This is a genomic window from Streptomyces sp. NPDC088097 (assembly GCF_044741845.1).
In the GTDB taxonomy this organism is placed as follows: domain Bacteria; phylum Actinomycetota; class Actinomycetes; order Streptomycetales; family Streptomycetaceae; genus Streptomyces.
This window is the reverse complement of the sequence record NZ_JBIUTJ010000015.1, coordinates 17,061-36,218: the sequence shown is the minus strand read 5'-3', so window position 1 is coordinate 36,218 and position 19,158 is coordinate 17,061. Positions and strand designations below refer to the sequence as shown.

At 69.5% G+C, this 19,158-nt stretch carries 17 protein-coding genes and 5 pseudogenes; 9 read left to right on the top strand and 13 right to left on the bottom strand.

The window, feature by feature from the left end; genetic code table 11:
* The first annotated feature begins 21 nt into the window (after positions 1-21).
* Positions 22-891, top strand: coding sequence for a slipin family protein (locus tag ACIOD1_RS29425; RefSeq protein ID WP_365630518.1), 870 nt, complete (start codon positions 22-24; stop codon positions 889-891).
* Positions 892-979: 88 nt separating this feature from the next.
* Here the strand turns inward: ACIOD1_RS29425 and ACIOD1_RS29420 are convergent, their stop codons facing one another.
* Positions 980-2,068 carry an alcohol dehydrogenase catalytic domain-containing protein gene (locus tag ACIOD1_RS29420; RefSeq protein ID WP_401905685.1) on the bottom strand — a complete coding sequence of 363 codons (1,089 nt, stop codon included), beginning with the start codon at positions 2,066-2,068 and terminating at the stop codon, positions 980-982.
* 287 nt (positions 2,069-2,355) lie between these two features.
* On the opposite strand from ACIOD1_RS29420, the gene ACIOD1_RS29415 reads away from it, so the two are divergent.
* The 3 genes from ACIOD1_RS29415 (at position 2,356) to ACIOD1_RS29405 (ending at position 4,667) form a co-directional block, all read left to right on the top strand.
* Entirely contained in the window at positions 2,356-3,027 is a 672-nt protein-coding gene (locus ACIOD1_RS29415; protein WP_365630524.1) for a CBS domain-containing protein, read from the top strand.
* A 169-nt stretch (positions 3,028-3,196) separates the two neighbouring features.
* Positions 3,197-3,772, top strand: a complete 576-nt coding sequence (locus ACIOD1_RS29410) for a DUF5994 family protein (RefSeq protein WP_401905683.1) — start codon at positions 3,197-3,199, stop codon at positions 3,770-3,772.
* Positions 3,773-4,400: 628 nt separating this feature from the next.
* Entirely contained in the window at positions 4,401-4,667 is a 267-nt protein-coding gene (locus ACIOD1_RS29405) for a hypothetical protein (protein ID WP_365630529.1), read from the top strand.
* Between the two features lie 318 nt (positions 4,668-4,985).
* On the opposite strand, the pseudogene ACIOD1_RS29400 reads toward ACIOD1_RS29405, so the two are convergent.
* From ACIOD1_RS29400 to ACIOD1_RS29390, 3 genes and pseudogenes are all read right to left on the bottom strand, one after another.
* Positions 4,986-6,211: pseudogene (locus ACIOD1_RS29400) on the bottom strand (IS256 family transposase).
* Between the two features lie 179 nt (positions 6,212-6,390).
* Positions 6,391-7,755, bottom strand: coding sequence for a glutamate decarboxylase (locus ACIOD1_RS29395; protein WP_401905680.1), 1,365 nt, complete (start codon positions 7,753-7,755; stop codon positions 6,391-6,393).
* Between the two features lie 460 nt (positions 7,756-8,215).
* Positions 8,216-8,800, bottom strand: a complete 585-nt coding sequence (locus ACIOD1_RS29390) for a potassium channel family protein (RefSeq protein ID WP_401905677.1) — start codon at positions 8,798-8,800, stop codon at positions 8,216-8,218.
* 508 nt (positions 8,801-9,308) lie between these two features.
* On the opposite strand from ACIOD1_RS29390, the gene ACIOD1_RS29385 reads away from it, so the two are divergent.
* Complete coding sequence (locus ACIOD1_RS29385; protein WP_401905675.1) at positions 9,309-9,905, top strand: transposase; 597 nt, start codon at positions 9,309-9,311, stop codon at positions 9,903-9,905.
* Here ACIOD1_RS29385 and ACIOD1_RS29380 read toward each other — a convergent pair.
* A pseudogene (locus ACIOD1_RS29380) lies at positions 9,881-10,087 on the bottom strand (transposase); the annotation flags it as partial. The gene ACIOD1_RS29385 and the pseudogene ACIOD1_RS29380 sit on opposite strands and share 25 nt — an antisense overlap.
* 110 nt (positions 10,088-10,197) lie before the next feature.
* Between ACIOD1_RS29380 and ACIOD1_RS29375 the strand changes: the two are divergent.
* From ACIOD1_RS29375 to ACIOD1_RS29365, 3 genes and pseudogenes are all read left to right on the top strand, one after another.
* Positions 10,198-10,707, top strand: a pseudogene (locus tag ACIOD1_RS29375) (transposase); the annotation flags it as partial.
* Positions 10,708-10,740: 33 nt separating this feature from the next.
* The gene (locus ACIOD1_RS29370; protein WP_401905673.1) at positions 10,741-12,198 is read left to right on the top strand and encodes an LVIVD repeat-containing protein; all 1,458 of its coding nucleotides are present in this window, start codon (positions 10,741-10,743) and stop codon (positions 12,196-12,198) included.
* Between the two features lie 115 nt (positions 12,199-12,313).
* Positions 12,314-12,856, top strand: a pseudogene (locus ACIOD1_RS29365) (amino acid permease); the annotation flags it as partial.
* Between the two features lie 57 nt (positions 12,857-12,913).
* Here ACIOD1_RS29365 and ACIOD1_RS29360 read toward each other — a convergent pair.
* Positions 12,914-13,063 (bottom strand): annotated as a pseudogene (locus ACIOD1_RS29360) (amidase); the annotation flags it as partial.
* A gap of 37 nt (positions 13,064-13,100) precedes the next feature.
* Positions 13,101-14,372 carry a PucR family transcriptional regulator gene (locus ACIOD1_RS29355; RefSeq protein ID WP_401905671.1) on the bottom strand — a complete coding sequence of 424 codons (1,272 nt, stop codon included), beginning with the start codon at positions 14,370-14,372 and terminating at the stop codon, positions 13,101-13,103.
* Positions 14,373-14,491: 119 nt separating this feature from the next.
* Here ACIOD1_RS29355 and ACIOD1_RS29350 point away from each other — a divergent pair, with 119 nt between their 5' ends.
* A complete protein-coding gene (locus ACIOD1_RS29350) occupies positions 14,492-15,397 on the top strand; it encodes an esterase/lipase family protein (RefSeq protein WP_401905670.1) in 906 nt (301 codons plus the stop codon).
* A 170-nt stretch (positions 15,398-15,567) separates the two neighbouring features.
* Here the strand turns inward: ACIOD1_RS29350 and ACIOD1_RS29345 are convergent, their stop codons facing one another.
* From ACIOD1_RS29345 to ACIOD1_RS29320, 6 genes are all read right to left on the bottom strand, one after another.
* Complete coding sequence (locus tag ACIOD1_RS29345) at positions 15,568-15,816, bottom strand: hypothetical protein (RefSeq protein WP_401905667.1); 249 nt, start codon at positions 15,814-15,816, stop codon at positions 15,568-15,570.
* A gap of 109 nt (positions 15,817-15,925) precedes the next feature.
* Positions 15,926-16,279, bottom strand: coding sequence for a hypothetical protein (locus tag ACIOD1_RS29340; RefSeq protein ID WP_401905665.1), 354 nt, complete (start codon positions 16,277-16,279; stop codon positions 15,926-15,928).
* Positions 16,280-16,616: 337 nt separating this feature from the next.
* Positions 16,617-17,192, bottom strand: a complete 576-nt coding sequence (locus ACIOD1_RS29335) for a DinB family protein (protein ID WP_401905663.1) — start codon at positions 17,190-17,192, stop codon at positions 16,617-16,619.
* Positions 17,193-17,366: 174 nt separating this feature from the next.
* Positions 17,367-17,615: a WhiB family transcriptional regulator gene (locus ACIOD1_RS29330; protein WP_401905661.1), complete on the bottom strand. Its 249-nt coding sequence runs from the start codon at positions 17,613-17,615 to the stop codon at positions 17,367-17,369.
* Positions 17,616-17,818: 203 nt separating this feature from the next.
* Entirely contained in the window at positions 17,819-18,541 is a 723-nt protein-coding gene (locus ACIOD1_RS29325) for a hypothetical protein (RefSeq protein WP_401905660.1), read from the bottom strand.
* A 65-nt stretch (positions 18,542-18,606) separates the two neighbouring features.
* Positions 18,607-19,149: a hypothetical protein gene (locus ACIOD1_RS29320; protein WP_365625710.1), complete on the bottom strand. Its 543-nt coding sequence runs from the start codon at positions 19,147-19,149 to the stop codon at positions 18,607-18,609.
* Positions 19,150-19,158: the final 9 nt, after the last annotated feature.

Sequence of the window (19,158 nt, the reverse complement as noted above, 5' to 3'; positions counted from 1 at the left end):
CACTTCATGAGGAGCACCTCCATGGAAGTCCTGATCTTCGTGCTGATCGCCATGGCCGTGGTCGCCCTGATCGGGCTGACGATGGCCCTGAAGATCGTCAAGCAGTACGAGCAAGGCGTGCTGTTCCGGTTCGGCCGGCTCGTCGGGACCCGCGCGCCGGGCCTGCGGGTCATCGTGCCGTTCGCGGACGTCCTGCACCGGGTGTCCCTGCGGATCGTCACCATGCCCATCCAGTCCCAGGGCATCATCACCCGGGACAACGTCAGCGTCGACGTCTCCGCCGTCGCCTACTTCCGCGTCGTCGACGCCGTGAAGTCGGTCATCGCGATCGAGAACGTGGGCGCGGCCATCAACCAGATCGCACAGACCACCCTGCGCAAGGTGGTCGGCCAGCACACCCTGGACGAAACCCTGTCGGAGACGGATCGCATCAACCTCGGCATCCGGGAGATCCTCGACGTCACCACCGCCGAGTGGGGCGTCGAGGTCACCCTGGTCGAGCTGAAGGACATCCAACTACCTGACAGCATGAAGCGAGCGATGGCTCGCCAGGCCGAAGCCGAGCGGGAGAAGAGGGCCAAGATCATCAACGCGGAGGGCGAATCGCTGGCCGCCGCCGCGCTCGGCGACGCCTCCGACACGATGATGGCCCACCCCCTCGCCCTGCAACTGCGCAACCTGCAGAGCCTCGTGGAGATCGGCGTCGACAAGAACACCACCGTGGTCTTCCCCGCCCCGCTCATGAGCACCATCGGCGAACTCGGCGCCTTCCTCGCCCGAGAGACCGCGGCCGCCACCCCGACCGCCCCGATCCAGGCACCGCCCGTGGCGGAGCTCGCCACTAAGATCCCCGCCCCGCCCCTGCCCAACGGCGCCGCGAAGACCGTGTGACCGACAGTCGGCGCCGCCGTGCGGAGGAAACGTCCTCCGCACGGCGGCGCCGACCGGTGCGGTGCGGTGGCGAGGGGTGCCCGGGCCGTCATGCCTTCTGGACGCGCGACGGGTTCGATACGGCCAGGTCGTCGTGGCGCGGGCCGCCCAGCACGACCTTCAGCGCACCCGTCTCACCGGCTCGGGAGAACACCTCGTACGCCTCTTCCATCTGCCCCAGCTCGAAACGGTGGGTGATCAGCGACGAGGTCGGCAGGCGTCCGGCCGCCAGCATGCGCAGCAGCATCAGTGTGGAGGAGGTGTCCACGAGCCCGGTGGTGATGGTGACGTCCTTGATCCACAGGTCTTCGAGGTGCAGGATCGCGGGCTTGCCGTGGACGCCGATGTTCGCGACCCGGCCGCCCGGGCGAACCATCCGGGTACACAGCTCGAAGGTCTCGGGCACGCCGACGGCCTCCATGACGACGTCCGCGCCGAGACCGTCGGTCAGGTCGCCCACGAGCATTTCCGGTTCCTCCGCGGCGTTCACGACCGCGTCCGCCTCCAGCTCCCGGGCCTTCGCCAGCCGGGACGGCGCGAGGTCGACGGCGATGATCCGGGCCGGCGAGTAGAGCCGGGCCGTGGCGACGGCAGCGAGTCCCACGGGGCCGGCGCCGACCACGACGACCGTGTCCCCGGGCCGCACGTTGCCGTTCAGCACCCCCACCTCGTAGGAGGTGGGGAAGATGTCCGCGAGCAGGACCGCTTCGGCGCTGTCGACCGTGCTCGGCAGCGAGTACACGGAGAGGTCGGCGAACGGAACGCGGACGTACTCGGCCTGGGTCCCGTCGATCGTGTGGCCGAGCACCCAGCCGCCGCCCCCGCGGCACTGCCCGTAGCGGCTCTCACGGCAGAACCGACACCGCCCGCACGAGGAGACGCAGGAGACCAGCACCCGGTCGCCGGGTCGCACCGAGCTCACGTCACCGCCGATCTCCACCACCGTGCCCACGGCCTCGTGACCGAGCACCCGACCCGGCACCACCTCCGGCAGGTCACCCTTGACGATGTGCAGGTCCGTACCGCAGATGGTCACGGCATCGACGCGCACGATCACGTCGCCGGGATCCTTGATGCTCGGATCCGGCACCTCTTGCCACGCCGTGTGTCCCGGCCCCTGGAAGACGAGTGCCTTCATGACGCCACCTCTCCCATCTCTCCGTGCTCTCCGTGCTCTCCGTGCTCTCCGTGCTCTCCGTGCTCTCCGTGCTCCGGCAAAGGTCACCTCATCCTGTTCCCGCCGCTCGGTTCCCGGACAGGGCCGGACGGTCCCCCACCCGGGCCCGACAGGCCCGTCCTGCACGCACCGTGAAGGTGTGATGGTGGATGGATGGCCGGGCCTTCTTCATCTTCATTGGGGGGGGACGGCCGCCCGTCTCCCGGACAGCCCGGAGAACCCTTCGCTTTCGCATCGGGGACCACGCCATGACCTCCAGTCCGCATCTCGTCCGCGACGTGATGACGAGAATCGTCGTCAGCGTCACGCCCCTCGCCGAGTTCAAGGAGATCGTCGCCGTCATGCAGCGGTGGCAAGTGACGGCGGTACCGGTCATCGAAGGCGAGGGCGCAAGCGGGGTCATCGGCGTGGTCTCGGAAGCCGACCTGCTCCCGAAGGAGGAGTTCCGCGATCACGCCCCCGGTCTCATCGAGCAGATGCGGCGGCTCGATGACACCCTGAAGGCCGGCTCGACACTGGCCAAGGACCTGATGACGACCCCCGCCGTTACCGTTCCGCCCGACACCACCCTGGCCCGGGCGGCCCGGCTCATGGCGGAACGGCACATCAAGCGACTGCTGGTCGTCGACCCGGCCGGCACCCTCCAGGGCATCGTCAGCCGCACCGATCTGCTCAAGGTGTTCCTCCGCCCGGACAGTGAACTCGCTGACGAGATAAGGCGCGATGTGGTCGGCCGGCTGTTCCCGCTCGCACAGCACAGGGTGCGGGTCGATGTCCACCACGGCGTGGTCACCCTCTCCGGCGGCGTCCTCGACGCATCGCTCATTCCCTTGGCAGCACGTCTCGCACTCGCCGTGGAAGGCGTGGTCGACGTCAACTGCGCCCTGACCACGTCGGCCGCGCAGACGGCCGGAGCATGAACCTCTACCTCGGCGGAAGTGCCTGGTCAGAAACCCTTTGGATCTCCGCAGCGGAGTAGAGTGGAGATACCGGGAGTATGTCGCGCACCGGATACAACCCAGGTGTCATTTCCGGCGATCAATACGCCGGGGCGTCGAACCGCGGACGGCCCGGGGACAGGTCTCCACCATGACCGTCGCCCTGGAACGCACCGCACATGCCATGGCTCCCGCGCCTCCTCGCCCCGCTCGCCTCGTACTCACGCCGCACACCGCCCTCGCCGGGCAGCTGGACGGCGCCTGGTGGCCCCGCTCCCGTGACCTCGCTGCCGAACTCCCTCTTCTGGTAACCGCCTTGGCCGAGCCCTGGGGGCACATCACCCGCGTCACCGTGAACCCCACCCGGTGGCCCGTCATCCCGCACAAGGTGCCCGTCGACGGGCAGATCCTGCACGTGGGCTGGTTCACCGAACAGGACCCCGACAAGCTGATCCTGTTCTCCCACACCCTCGGCCGCTGGGACCTCCTCGTCGTCCCACCCGAGACCGGGACCTCAGCCGCGTCCCGCCTGATGGCCGCCGCCGCGGTCCCGGGCAGCATCCTCACGGCGGCCGCGCTGATCGCCGCCGAAGCCGTCATCGGCAGCCGCCCCGACCTCCGCATCCGCGAGGACGCCTGGGAGAGCGAAGGCGGAGCGCGCACATCCGACATCGGCGCCCTCGCCAGGCTGCCGGTCGGGCCGTTGTCCGCCGGTGCACGGTGGTGAACGCCTTGGGCACCCATGTCCGCGGGATGCCGCGCGCCATGACGGCAGGAGGAGAGGAAGCGTGGAGGCCTACGCCTCCTCAGCCCCTCGGGTGGCACGCCAAGATCCGGTTCAGTTGCGGACCGGCCCACCATCACTTGGGCTCTCCAGGCGCAACACCCACACGCGCACTCCGTCCCGAGCCAGGTGCTTGCGGAGAACGGAGTCGTTGAGGCCGATCAGGCCCCAAGCCCCGCACGGCCAAGACGTCCAGGGCAGCGGCCGTGCGCGCGTGGCGCTGGATCTCCTCGCGGGCGGCGGCCTGTGCGTCGTAGTCGGGCGCGATCTCGGGGAAGACGGCGAGGACGACTTCCGCCCCGACGTCGCGTCGGTCGACCGCGATCCGGGACTGAGAGATTCCGCCGTACTTCCGGACCGCCCGCAGCAACGCGCCCACGTCCCGGACGCGCAGGGCCTCGCGGACGTCCGACTGTTCCCACGCCCACACGGTGCGGTCCCGGGGGCGCGTGGGGGGGCAGGGTCACCGCCGGCTCCAGTGGTCGGTGGAGCGCTCCAACTGCCCTGTGCCACTGTGGGATTACCGCCCGAGTATCGAGCCCGGAGCCCCTTCGCGGACATGGTGAGGACCATGACGACTTCCATGACCACCGAATCCCCCCGCGGCCGTTCCACCCGCCTGCGCGCCCGCCCGCACCCCGAGCCGCTCACCGGCCCCAGCCAAGCCCTGAGCAAGCGCGCTGAGCACGGCCTGGCCCTCTTCCCCGCCGCTTGGGCGGCGGCCGGGGAGGACCCGTGCTCCCCATCGGCGCGGAGTAAGACGAGGAGCCACCCCGACGAGGTGTGGTGGCCCACCCAGGCAGTCCCGCCCGTACGGCTCGACGCCGGGGGCAGGTAGCCGGTGGTGGCGTAGGCGCGGACGGTTGGCCGGCTGATCCCCAGGACGTCGGTGGCCTCCTGGTCGCTGAGATGATCGTCCGGGCGAGGGCCGGTGGACAGGGCGGGCAGTGCCGGCCTCCGAGGTGGGCCCGGGTTTGTGTGCGGTCGTAGAGGCGCGGCCGCTCACCGGGGCACCGGCATTGACCTGTGGGTCGCCAACACCGTGGGCGGCGGCTGCAGCGCTTGGGCCCTGCCCCGGATCCAACGACCGGCGCTCGGCGCTCAGGGGAAGCGCGGGGTGAGGGCGTGTCAGCGATCTTGTGTAAGTCGTCTGGTGTCATTGGATGCTGAGCCGGTCCTCGAAGAAGAGTGAGAACTGGTTCAGTGCCTCTTTCCAGTGTGCGGCGACGTGGTTCGCGTCGCGCGCTTTCGGGTTGATCTGCTCGCGGACCGCGAGGTAGAGGACCTTCAACGCGGCCTGCTCCGAAGGGAAATGGCCGCGATTTCGGGTGGCCTTGCGGAGGCGGGCGTTCATCGATTCGACCATGTTCGTGGAGTAGACCACTGTCCTTATGGTTGGCGGGAACGCCAGGTAGGGCGTGAACTCCGGCCAGGCCGACCGCCAGGTCCGCACGATCGCCGGGTAGCGTTCGCCCAGGTCAGAGGCCTCGAATGCGTTGAGGGCCTGCTCGGCGGCCGCCTCGGTCGGCGCCGTGTAGATGGCCTTGAGGGCCGGCACCAGCTTCGGGTGATCCCGCGACGACGACAGCCTGAGCGAGGCCCTGGTCAGGTGGATCACGCAGGTCTGGACGGTGGCCTTGGGCCAGGTCGCGGTGACCGCGTCGGGCAGGCCCTTCAACCCGTCGCAGACCACGACGCAGACGTCCTCGATGCCTCGATTCCGCAGCTCGGACAGAACCGCCATCCAGGTGGTGGCGCCCTCACCCTCGGCTCCGACCCACAGGCCCAGGACGTCCTTGCGGCCGTCCATGTCGACGCCCACGGCCAGATAAACCGGCTTCGACGCCACCGAACCGGAGCGGATCTTCACCCACAATGCGTCGATGTAGATGATCGGCCAGACCGGGTCGAGAGGCCTGTTCTGCCAGGTCACGAGTTCGTCGATCACCGCGTCGGTGACCTTGCTGATCAGGTCGGGGCTGACCTCGACCCCGTAGATCTGGGCCAGGTGCCAGCGGATGTCGCGCACGCTCATCCCACGGGCGTAGAGCGAGAGGATCCGGTCGTTGAACCCCGCGAGCCGACGGGCATTCTTCGGACCAGACGCGGTTCGAACTCACCGTTGCGGTCCCGCGGCACCGCCAACGTGACCGCGCCGGCATCGGTCAGAACCGTCTTCGGCGAGGCCCCGTTGCGGCAGTTCCCCGAGCCGTGACCTGCCAGATCTCCACGTTCGTAGCCGAGATGTTCACTCATCTCGGCTTCCAGAGCCCGCTCCAGGACGGCCTTGGTGATCTCCGTCAAGAGCCCGCCCTCACCGAGCAGGGCCGCTCCCGAGGCGTCAGCCTTGTCGAGCAGCCGCTCGACCACCTCGTCGACCATCTTGTCGCCAGCCACGGACGTGGCCGCTTCGTCTTTGTCTGCCATGACTCGTCCGATCCGCCTGGCCCACAGGCCCGAGGCCGAGCCCCAGGCCAGGCTTCCACATCACGGACTTACACGATCTTTCAGACACGCTCGGTCGCTCCGGCTGCGGGTCTCGGAGAGAGAAAGACAGCGTGTCAGTAGCCGGTGCCGCGCTTTACCTGGGCCCGCTCGATTCCGTGGGCCGACCCCTTGTCGTCCAGCGTGCGACACGCGTCGGCGATGTCCTGGCTCAGGCGATCGACCTGCTCGCGGCTCAGCGTCTCCTTGACCAGGGCGCGCAGGATCTTCACCCGCTCCGCGTTGGGCGGGAGGGTGTATGCCGGCACCATCCAGCCCCGCTCGGCCGAGAGCTGCCAAGCGATGTCGGATTCGTCGTACGCGTGCTTGCCGGCGAGACGGAAAGCAACCAGCGGCAGCTGCTCAAGGTCGCTCCCGATCACTTCGAAGCGGCCGCTGTTCCGTAGATTGTCAGCCAATGCGTGGGCGTTTTGCTGCATCATCTTCATGACGTAGGTGTAGCCCTGGCGACCGAGCCGCACGAAGTTGTAGTACTGCGCGAGCACCATCGACGCACCGGTGGAGAAGTTCAGCGTGAACGTCGCGTCGGTCTTGCCCAAGTAGTTCTCGTAGAACACGAGGTCTTTGGCCAGGTCGGCCTCCTCGCGGAAGATCAACCATCCGATGCCGGGGTAGACCAGTCCGTATTTGTGTCCCGAGACGTTGATCGAACGGACCTGCTCGAGCCGGAAGTCCCATTTCGAGTCCGGGTAGAGGAAGGGCCACACGAATGCGCCGCTGGCGCCGTCGACATGGATCGGAATGTCGAGGTCCCGCTTCTTGCGGACGTCCCGCAGGAGCTTGTCGATCCCGACGACATCGTCCTTGTGGCCGGTGAACGTGGTGCCGAGGACGGCGACGACTCCGATCGTGTTCTCGTCGAGGTGGGGCTCAACGTCCTCCGGGCCGATCGTGTACTTGCCCTCGGCAAGCGGCACGATCCGCGGCTCTACGTCGAAGTAGCGACAGAACTTCTCCCACACGACGTGGACGTCGCCCCCAAAAATCAGATTGGGCCGGTCGATCGACAGGCCGGCTGCCTGGCGGCGCTCGCGCCACTTCCACTTCAACGACAGCGCGCCGAGCATGATCGCCTCGGATGAGCCCTGGGTCCGACATCCAGTCGTGCTGCCCGGCGCATGGAACAGGTCGGCGAGCATGCGCACGCAACGCTGCTCGATCTCGGCGGAAATCGGGTACTCCGCATGGTCGATGAAATTGCGGTGAAGGTTCTCGGCGATCAGCCGTTGCGCCTCCGGCTCCATCCACGTGGTGACAAACGTGGCGAGGTTGCGCTGCGGGTCGCCCTCCATGGCGAGATCCACATCCACGAGCCTCATCGCGTCCGTCGCGGCCATGCCTTCCTCGGGGAAGGTCTCCGAGGGAGCGGGCACCGTCAAGAATCGGTTACCAAAAAGAGCCGAATCATCGCGTTTGGTCATGGAATGATTCAACAGTGCCTGAGCAGGCCGGGGGCGACGGACACACCGGGGGCCGGCCGCCGCACACTCGGTCACCCTGGCGTCATCCAGCATCCCGAGGGGCCCGAACCCGAGTGCGGCGAGCCGCTTCGCACTCATCCCCACCACGCCTAGTCGGCAGGGAGTGCGGTAGCCCCCGGGGCGCGATCTCCGGCGCCGGCGACCCTGCCCCCCAGGTGAGCCCGAGCAGGGTACGTGGTGGGGATCAAAGAGCCCCGTCGTCCTCCAGGCGACGGGCCGCGCATGCGCTTTCGTGCCTCACGGAGGACCCCGGCCGAGCGCGCCACCGCCGGGCCCGTTGTCCGCTCGCGGCAGGGCGCCGACCACTGCCCAGGGCCCGGACGACGGCGGGGTGCCGGCGCCCGCTCAGGCCGGGCCGGTTCTGGCCGTGGCCGTGGCCGGCAGTCTTCATCCGCCCGGCTCACCGCGCCTCGCCCCCGGGCGGGTCGGCTGCCATGGCCTGCATGTGATCTCGGCCGCGGCGGGCCGCATCCACAACGGCTCTGATGACCAAGCCGATGACGATCAGGTCTGTGAGCATCTGCACGGTGACCGCCACCTGGGCCGCCCCGGACTTGGCCGTGATGTCGCCGAACCCGACGGTGGTGAATACGGTGACGGCGAAGTAGAGGCCGTTGGTGTGGGAAAGGGGCTTGCCGAAGCTGCCGGGCGACTGCGCGGCCAAGGCGACGTAGGCGGCCGCGAACAGCAACAGGAAGAACGGAATGCTGACGGCCAGCGCCTCGACTGCCCGCAGCGCCGGGTGCCGGGAGCGGAGAATGGAGCGGACCTGGACCGCGACCAGGACCACGAACCCCACGAGACCCGTGAGCAGCAGGACGACGACGGTACTCATCGAGGAATGGTCAAGGGGCGCGACGTAATACAACGTCACCAGCGTGGCGACCGAGACCAGTACACGCAGCACGGTCCACACGAGCCGACCGAACAGACCCCGCGCCGGCCTCTGGTGCCTTGGGAGAACCCCGCCGGTGCCGACGGTCATGATGCCCACCCCAGCCCGACGGCTGCGACCCGCAAGGACACGTCGCAGTTGTGCCACGTCATGTCGGCTGCCACACGCAGGATGATCACCAGCCCGATCACGATGAGGAACGACGAGAGAGACGACACCACGCGAACCGGCCCGCACTCATGGCCGGAGCCCCTGCCCCCTCGGGGTACGGCTTGACAGTCCGTCATTGTTGTCGATTCCGAACACGCCGGTCGCGACAGCTCACGAGAGCAAACCTTCCGGCCGGACCGTCCGACCATCAGGACCCATCCTGAACCAGAAGAAGCCGCTGGACGCGCTGGCGGGAGCGTGTCGGCCCGGATGCCGCGACCGCTGACGCCCTGGGGAGCTGACGGTGTCGGCGAACGACCTCCGCTGCCCCGGATATGGGGCAGGGGGCTGGGCGCTTGCTCACCATCAACGTGGCGGTACTCCTGGCGTTCATCGTCTTCTGCGGCTGCGCCGCCGTACCCATTCCAGGAGCCGGTTCGACGAGAAGATGTCCGTAGTGATCGTTCTGGCCTTGGGCGTCATCATTGCTCCTCTCCATCTTCGGCCAGGGCATTGCCAGTTTCCTCGGCCAGCTCGTCAGCAGTGCCTCCCAGGCGGGCCAATGACTGCTATGCCCGACTGTTCTTCTTCAAGGAATGTGAAGGGCTTGCTGTATGTGCGGGGGCTGTTGCTGGACGGCCGGCGTAAGTCGATGCAGCCGATGGCCGAACGCCTCGGCATTGATCATCAACGGTTGCAGCAGTTCATGACGTCCTCGACCTGGCCGGTCGAGGACGTGAGGGCTCGGCTCGCGTGGCGGGCGGTGGCCGTGGTGCGGCCCGAGGTCTGGGTCGTGGACGACACCGGTTTCCCCAAGGACGGCACCGCCTCGCCGGGGGTCGCCCGCCAGTACTCGGGCACGCTGGGAAAGGTCGGCAACTGCCAGATCGGCGTCAGCGTCCACGCCGCTTCCGACACGGCCTCCTGCCCGCTGTCCTGGCGCCTGTTCCTGCCGGCCGCATGGGACGGGCCTGAGTCGGCCGCCCGTCGCGAGGCCTGCCGGATTCCCGATACCGAGTACCACCGCCCCAAGTGCCGTTCGTAGACGGTCTTCCACGGCCCGAGCCGCTCGGGCAGGTCACGCCAGTGAACACCGGTCCGCACCCGGTACAGAATCCCGTCGATCACCTGCCGATGATCCCGCCACCTGCCACAACGCCTGTTGCTGACCGGCAGGAACGGCCGCAACCGTTCCCACTCCGCATCACTCAGATCACCCCGCCCCATGCCCACACCAACGACCCGAGCAGGAAGCAGTCACATGATCGAGGCCTGTACAAGGAACGGTGTAACTCCGATCATGGAGGATTGCACCTGTGACCAGCGAGAACATAGCTATGACGCCTGAGGCTGTGGCCTCGTCGACGGCTGTCGATGACCGGTTTCTGAACGAGCTCATGTCTCGGGCCCAGGCCGAGGGCTTGCAGCTGACGGGCGAGGGTGGTCTGCTCCAGCAGCTGACGAAGCGGCTGCTGGAGTCCGCCCTCGAGGGCGAAATGACCGACCATCTCGGCTATGACCGGCACGATCCGGCGGGCAAGAACGGCGGCAACTCGAGGAACGGCAAGCGCTCCAAGACGGTTGTCACGGACGTCGGGCCGGTGGAGATCGAGGTGCCGCGGGACCGGGAAGGAGCCTTCGAGCCGCAGATCGTCAAGAAGCGGCAGCGCCGGCTGACCGGCGTCGACGAAATGATCCTGTCCCTGTCGGCGAAGGGTCTGACCCACGGCGAGATCTCCGCGCATCTGGCCGAGGTCTACGGAGCCGAGGTCTCCAAGCAGACCATCTCCACGATCACCGATTCGGTGATGGAGGGCATGGCTGAATGGCAGGCCAGGCCCCTCGACCGCGCTTGAGTTCTATCGGTGGTCGCGAATGTCTTGAGCGAGGGATGTTCGTATGCCGCGGTATGCCCCCAACCGGGTCTCGTCGTCGACTTCGACGGCCGCCGTTACCTCTTCCAGTACGACCGCTCCGAAGGGCGCGTCTACGACATCACCGACGTGAAGAAGGTGAAGGTCGTCGAGAAGATGTCGCGCGGCGACGTCGACGGGGACGAGAGCAAGGCCAACGGCTCTTGGGCCGCCAACGACTACTGGGGCGCCTCCACCATCCAGTGGAACAAGGAGATCGGCGCCTACGTCATGGTGCAGAGCTTCGAGGACAAGCGGCAGATCTCCGAGCTCACCGACGAGCCCGGTCACGACAAGTACGGCGAACCCGACGGCGTCCGCAAGCTCCGCGAGAAGCCGGGCCTCAAGGGCTTCAAGGTCTTCCGGCTCGACGGACCCCGCAAGAAGGACTGGAAGCTGCTGAGCACGGTCTCCACCGACTCTACGCAGAAGGTCCCGCTCAAGTCCGACTCGAACACCGCGCAACAGGGCTCCGGCTCGCTGGACGTGCCGTACTGGACCGGCGGCCGGTACATGTTCATCGCCACCGCCCCGAACGACACCTACTCCGGCACCGAGTACCCGACCAATCTGCACTCGGCCGGCTATCAGTCCTGGGACATGTCCGACCCCGAGCACCCGAAGCTGCTCGACACCTGGCACCTGCCCGGTCAGCTCACCGGCGAGGACGCGGCGTACCGCGCCAACCCGCGCTGCGGCAACCGCACCAGCTGGATGGGCGCGCGGATGCCGCTCTTCATCCCCAAGCCGGTCGAGCAGGGCGGACGGTACGCCTTCGCGGCCATGGGCGGCTACGGCCTCACGGTCCTGGACATCTCCGACCCGGCCCACATGAAGGCCGTCGGCCACCTCGACCTGCCGCCGTCCGTCTCCGGCATCGAGGGCGACAACATCGACGTCTCGCAGTACGAGAAGACCGGGCTGATCTACTACTCCGGCTACCCGCTCACCGAGGACTGCTACGAGCCGTACAAGGGCGTCTACCAGATCGACGCCAAGGACCCGGCGCACCCGCGCGTCGTCGGCACCCTGCCCCGTCCGGCCCCGCCCAAGTCGGCGGGCTTCCAGGACTTCTGCCAGCGGCGCGGCAGCTTCGGCCCGAAGCGCACGGGCTACTACACCAACCCCGGCAAGCACGACGCCGGAGTCCTCGGCTACGGCTTCTACAACGCGGGCGTGCAGTTCTTCGACGTGAAGAACCCCGCCGATCCCGAGATCGAGGCCTACTTCGTCCCCAAGGTGTACGGCCCCGAGACCCCGGACTACGCGTACGGCAACCAGACCCACGGCGTGTACGTGGAGTGGGACCGCAACATCGCGTGGGTCCTGACCAATCACGGCATCTACGCGCTGTCCTCGCAGCAGGTGCTGGGCAAGCCGCGCCTGACCGCCCCCGACAAGCCCTTCCGCACCAGCAAGTTCTGAGCGGCGCGGCGACCCCGCACCGGCATCCCCGCACGGCCCACACACCTGCCCGACGGCCCGCCTGCCCGCCGGCCTCCCCTTTCCCTTCCCCCTTCCCAGAAGGACGTCCCCCGCCATGGCTGCTCCGGAAAGACCCGCCCCCGCCGCCACCACCGAGCCCCCTCCCCCGCACGCGGCGGCGGCGGGCGATCCGGCACCGGGCGGGGGCCTGGTCCGATCGCTCACCCACCGCCAGACCACCATGATCGGCCTGGGCTCGGCGCTCGGCACCGGTCTCTTCCTCGGCTCCGGCTCCGCGATGGGCGCCGCCGGACCGGCCGCCATCGTCTCGTACGCGATCGGGGCCTTCCTCGTCGCCGTCATCGCGGTGCTGCTCGGCGAGATGTCCGCGGCCCATCCGGTCCAGGGCTCCTTCGGCTTCATCGCTCACCGCTACCTCGGGCCCTGGGCCGGGTTCCTCACCCGCTGGACGTACTGGTTCAGCGCCGTCGTCGTCATCGGCACGGAGGTGGTCGCCTCCGCGCTGTACATACGCTGGTGGTGGCCGGCCGTACCGATGACGGCCGCCATCCTCGCGGTCGCGGCGGTGGTCCTCGCGGTGAACGTCATCAACGTGAAGTCTTTCGGCACCACCGAGTTCTGGCTGTCCACCGTTAAGGTGACCGCCCTGTGCGCGTTCATCCTGTGCGCCGGCTTCCTCGTCTTCTTCGGCCAACTCAGGGTCCGTGGCGGGCGGGGCCGCGAGGGCTTGCTCGAAGAGTTCCTGTCCGGCGAAACAGATCTGCTCGGCCGGATGGGTCCGGTTGAAGGCGACGAGGTCGGCGAGGTCGCGGGAGCCCCGGCGGGTGGCGAGGTGGGATTCGACGAACACCGGTTCCTGTCCGAACAACCGCCCACGAAGCTCACTCCCCCGCGCCCCGACCCGTCTCACGCGTCGTCTCACGCGTCGCCTCGTACGCCGTCGCCTCGTACGCCGTCAGCGCGGCGGCCAGGCGGCGCGCGTCCGCCGGAGCCGTGGCGTCGTAGCCGGTCAACAGGTGGATCCGGCCGAGCCTGTACGTCAAGGTGTTGCGATGCAACGTCAGGGCGTGCGCGGCCTCCGCGCGCCGGTAGCCCGACGCGATGAACTGCCGCAGGGTGTCGAGCAAATGGGGCTGGTCCGCCAGCGGCGCAAGGGTTCCGGCCAGCGCGTCGCGGGCCGGGCCCGGCTGCACCAGCTGGTACTCCACCGCAAGGTCGGCCAGCCGGTACAGCCGGGGAGACCGGCCCAGGGACTCCGCCAGCGCCAGCACCTCGCAGGCCTCCGAGTGCGCCCGCGGAGCCGCCGCGTGCTCGCGCGCGGTCGCGGCCGCCGCGATGCGCCGCAGCCCGGTCACGGCATCGAGCCGCGCGAGCAGCCGTCCCGCCGTGCACGACCGCGACCCCCGCGACCCCGGACCCGCCCCCGCGCCGTCCTCCTTCGCGAGGGGTACGAGCAGCACCCCGCCCCCGCCTTTCAGCGTGGCCAGCACCTCCGGTCCCCGGTCGAGTTCGCTCCGTACGGCCCGCAGCACGCCCGCCCCGGCCCCCGCACCAGCCCCTCCCGGCGCGTCGGGCAGCCGGAAGACGACCACGTCGTAGCGCTCCGCGAGGGTGCGCCCGTAGCGCTCCGCCGCCCGCCAGACCGGACGCCCGGCGAGCAGGACGTCCGCCAGGTCGCGCCCGCCCTCGCGCTGTTCCCAGTCCAGGTCCGCCTGTTCGCGCACGTACGCCGCCGCCACCTTCGGCATCACCTCCCCCAGGAACCCGAGCAGCCGGGTCCCCAGCAGGTACGGATCCACCGGCGCGTCCCCGGCGCCCGCTGCCGCCAGGCACAGCTTCCACGCCTCGCTCGCCCCCAGCGAGTACACCCGCAGGACCGCCTCCAGCGGCACCCCGTCCCTCGCCCGCTCGGCGCCCCACGCGACCGGCGCGGCCAGCTCCGGCGCGGCCGGGAGACGGCCCTCGGCCAGGGTGGTGAGGAACAGGCGCAGCACCGCCTCGGCATTGGCGAGGAGGTCCCCGTCGAGTTCGCTGTCGGGCAGCAGCCGGTAGGCGGGGACCTCGGCGGTCAGGTGGGCGACGGTCGCCGCGGCGATCTCACCGACCCGGGGCAGCAGCGCGGCGGCGAATTCCGGACTCGTCCATCCCGGCATTGTCACCGTGCACAAACGCGGGTGGAAGCTTTATGCGCGTACCGCCAGGGGACAGGGGGGCCGGGCCGGAGCATCCTGTGCAGTCCGACCAGAACGGCACACCCCCACAGGAGAGTTGGATGACAGCGACCGCACGTCCCGTCCGCAGGTGGCTCGCCCGGGCCGCCCTCCCCCTGGCACTCGCGCTGGCCGCCACGGCCGCCCCGGCGCAGGCTCAGGCCGCCCCCGACGCGGCGCCCGCCGCTGCGGCCTCCGGGGGCATCAACGACTTCTCCTGCCGTCCGAGCACCGCCCACCCGGAACCCGTGGTCCTGCTCCACGGCACCTTCGCCACCTGGTACGAGGACCTCAACTTCCTCCAGGCCGACCTCGCCGCCCGCGGCTACTGCACCTTCGCCCTCACCTACGGCGCCTACGACGGCTTCCCGCTGGTGGGCGGCCTGAAGCCGGTGGCGATCTCCAACGTGGAGATCAAGGATTACGTCGAGCGGGTGCGCGCCGCCACCGGCGCCGCCAAGGTCAGCGTCGTGGGCCACTCCGAGGGCGGGCTGCAGGCCCTCTACCTCGCGAAGATGCAGGGCATCCAGCAGCACATCAAGGCGGTCGTCGCCATCGCGCCCCCGACCCACGGCACGGACGCCTCCCGCCTGGTCGCCCTCGGCGACCAGGTCCTCGGCCGTGGCACCCTCGACGGCATCGTGGCCACCCTCGGCTTCCCGGTCCTGTCCGACGAGTTCCCGGGCGGGCCCGCCATCGTGGCCCTGAACAACGGTCCGGTGGCCCAGCGCGGGATCGCCTACACGATCATCTCGTCCCGCCACGACGAACTCGTCACCCCCACCGAGACCGCGTTCGTCCGCGAACCGGGCGTCAACAACCACTACGTGCAGGACTCCTGTCCCCTCGACCCGGTGGGCCACATCGGCGAGGCGTACGACCTCAACGTCTGGCACCTGGTCCGCAACGCCCTCGACCCCGGCCGCGCGACACCGATCCTGATCTGCGCCGTCGGCTCGCCCGGCTGAGAACTCGCATCGAAATGATCTTCGAGGCGGTGGAAGACTCCGGGAGCGTTGGATAGCGGTGCGGAGTGGCTCGACCGAAGCCGTAGGAGGTCGAAGGCGGGCTGGACGCGCACTCACCTGCCGGTGACGCCCGGCAAGCAGCGGAGAGGACCAGGGACACCTCCACGCACTCACCCTCCTGAAACGGGGATCTTGACGTGCGAGTGCTGCCGCAGCCAGAGGCAAGCCGTGATCAACAGGCCGGTGAAGACGGTCAGGAGCAGGACACAGAGCCACATCTGCCGGCTTCCCGGATCCAGCCACCCCGCCCAGGCGGCCGCACCCGCCCAGAACAGGACTCCGACGGTGTAGAGGGAACGGACCCGGCGCAGCCGGCGTGCGGCCCGCAGGAAGGTGAGGTGTTCGCGCATCGGTGCCATGCCGGCCGTGTACCCCGCAGTCGCACATCTTCACACGGGACCTCGTCCCCCTCTTGGCCGTACGGATCGATCTCCCGCTCGCGGCGCGGGCCGACCGTGCGGCGGGCCGTCAGAGCCTCGGGGCCGCGGGCAGAGTGGTCTCGCACCCCGCTTTCGCCGCCGCGCGCAGGGCCGCCTCGCGAGCGAGCGCCGACAGCGCCCCTGGTTCACCACGTGTCGCGGCATCGAACTCTGTTCCCGCGGTCACCCGCAGCGCGGTCACCCCGGCAGACCGGGCCGGACCGGCGCACTTCGCGATCGCCGTGGCGGATCGGGCGGTGAAGTCGAAGCCGCTCTCGTCCGGCGCGGCGCCCCGGGACTCGACCACCCTCAACGAGAAGAAGCCCTCGGTTTGGCTCTCGCCCTCGAAGGAGATCTCCCGGCTGAGCAGACACACCCGGTCCCCCGAGGGTTCTGCTTCCACCTTCCGGCCGCGGCCGGCGAACAGCATCAACGCGCAACGCGTCAGGGTCCACGAGCCCTTCGCAGGCCACCCTGATCGCCTGCCGGCTCTCCGCCGGGCCGTCGAAACGGTCGTACGCGAGCAAGCCTCCTGCCGCCACGGCGGACACCACGACGAGCAGCCCGGCCTTGACGAACCTCCGGTTCCCGATTCCGGCCGTACGGTCCCCCTCCCCCGTCGGCTTTCCCCCACCGCCGCCGGTACGGGCGTCATGTCGGGAAGGGACGCACCCCTACCCGGCGCGGTTCCTGACGCGGGCCCGCGGAACGGCGACGGCTGCCAGGTGCCGCAGCATTGATCATCGGCACACGCGACCGTCGATCCGCTCGCGCAGCAGGTCGGCGTGGCCGCAGTGTCGTGCGTACTCGCTGATGTGCGCCACCAGGATCTGGCGAAGCGGCATCTCGCCCGACTGTGCGCCGAGATCGGGAAAGCAGGCGATGAATCGGTCGGTCAGCTCGCTCTCAGCCCGCCACCGCTGCCAGGCATCCGCCACGACCGCCGGGTCGGCGACCGCGCCGTTCCAGTCGCCGTCACGGTCTTCGACGGTGCGGTAGATCCTCGGCAAGTCCTCGCCGGCCATCCGGCGGAAGTTCCGTTCGCCCTCGGCCATGTGTCTCACCAGCCCGAGCAGGGACATCGTGGACGGCGGTACGGAACGCCGGGCCATCTGTCCCACCTCCAAGCCCGCACACTTCGTCGTGAGGCTCAGACGGTAGCGACGCAGACCATCCAGCAGCATGCCGCGTTCGCCGACCCTTTCGACGTCGGTCTCGCGCGGGACGCCATCGGGGTCGGCCCACAGGGCAGGGCAGGGAGCCCGAGGAGCCCACCGAGCCGCCGCTGCCTGACAGTCACGCGCGTCCGAGTCCACGACCGCATCGTGGCGCACGGCGATTGTGGCCGCCACCGAATACCGGTGACGGATCCTGCCCACCGGCGAGCCCTCTCACCATCCACCCCGCCCCGCCCACGTACCTGCCACCGAGCAACGGCGTCGGCTGTGGCGTCGGCACCGGCCTATCGCGCACGGCGCGTGAACCGGCGATCAGGCTTGCCGGCGGGCTCGGGTGGTGCGGCGCTTGACGGCCCGGCGTTCTTCTTCGGTGAGGCCGCCGCACACGCCCATGTCCTGTCCCCCTTCGAGGGCCCATCGCAGGCAGTCGCGCAGGACCGGACAGCGGCGGCACACCGCCTTTGCCTCCTCGATCTGGAGCAGGGCCGGACCGTTGGTACCGATGGCGAAAAACAGGTCCGGGTCTTCCGCCCGACACGCCGCCTCGTGACGCCAGTCCATCGTCGTATCTCCATTCGCGTCGCCGGATGCTTCTCCGCCCACCTGACCGGTATCGCGAGCCGTATGCAGAGTTGGGCCCCAGCAGCCGGGACAGGGCGTGCCCGCGTGCCCAGGGCGCGGCCGGTTCCGCCTGTCCTTCGCCGCCCAGAGCGGATCCGAGCTCGGGCCACGGACCGCACGGGGGGCGGGCGTACGGAGCCGGATCAGCGGCCGAACGTGTCGATCCCCTCCACGAGCCAGCGCCCGTCTCGGTCCACCAGGTCGACGGCGAACATCGCGCCCGCGTAGACCCCTTGGTCCTGAGGGCTCGGCTTCTCCGTGCCGGCCGTGCCCACGCTGCTCTGGTCGGCGAAGACCAGGACGCGCGCCCGGTCGCCGTCGATCCGCTCGACCGCGCTGTCCGTGACCGTCGTGGTGATCACCGTCTTCTGCTTCTCCGCCCCGGCGAGGACGTCCTTGAAGAGTGCCTGGTGCTGCGTGACGGCCTTGCCCGTGAGCAGGGTCTTCTTCGCGTTCTCGAAGGCGGCGGGCTTCGCCTGGTCGTACGAGAAGAGGGAGGCGACGGCCTTGGCGGTCTGGCCCTTGATCTCGCTGGTGCGGGCGAGGTCGGTGAGCGCGGTGTTGCCGCGTGCGGGCTCGTCGCGCAGCGCCGCGGACCGGCTGTGGGCGAATCCGGCGAAGGCGCCGAGGAGGAGGGTGAGGGCGCACAGGACCAGGAGGGAGGCGGAGTACCTCCGACCGCTCCTGCCCTTGGAGGTCGCGGTGTCCCCGGTCGCTCCCTCCCGCTCGGGCGGCTCCTGACCCTTCGTGCCGGCAGGGCCCTTCTCCGCGTTGGCGTCGGCGGGCGCGGGCGCCGCGGGGACCGTGGGGTTGCCGACGGCCTGGCGGCGGCGCTGTCGGTTGATGAGGTGGCGGGTCGTCGACATCGTGCCTGTCCTTCTGGGGTACGGGCGGCGCTGGGTGCGGGCGGCTCTCGCGGTGCTTCGGTCGGTCAGCCGGACGCCGTACCGCCCATGGGGGCCTGCCCCAGCGCGCTGAGCTTCCAGTGGGTCCCGGTGCGGGTCAGTTCGCCGAGCATGCGGCTGTCCTTGTCGCTGCTCTTGGCGTCGGCCGCCTTCACCGTGATCCGGAGGGCGACCAACACCCTGGCCCGTCCCGCGCGGTCGTCCAGCTCGGTGACGGCGCCGGACAGCACCCGGGCCGTCGTGACCGTCTTGGCCGCCGTGACCTGCTTCGCGAACTCGGCTCGACCCTGGGCGAGTTGTTCGTGCAAATCACCGGTCGTCGACGACTCCCAAAGGTCGAGTCCCTGTTCGACCTTGGTGTGGTCGAGGGTGTTGAGGTTCTGCACGGCCTGTTCCGCCTCCGTGAGCGCCCGGTCGCGCTGGACGGCGTACGCGGCCGACTCGTCATGGCTCGCCCCGTACCAGTCCTGGGCCGCCCAGGCGGCGAAGGCGCCCGCGATCAGGGTGAGCACGAGAGCGACGGCCAGGATCGGCCGGGTGCCCGCCAGGGCGCGGACTGTGAGTGTCATGGGGTGTTC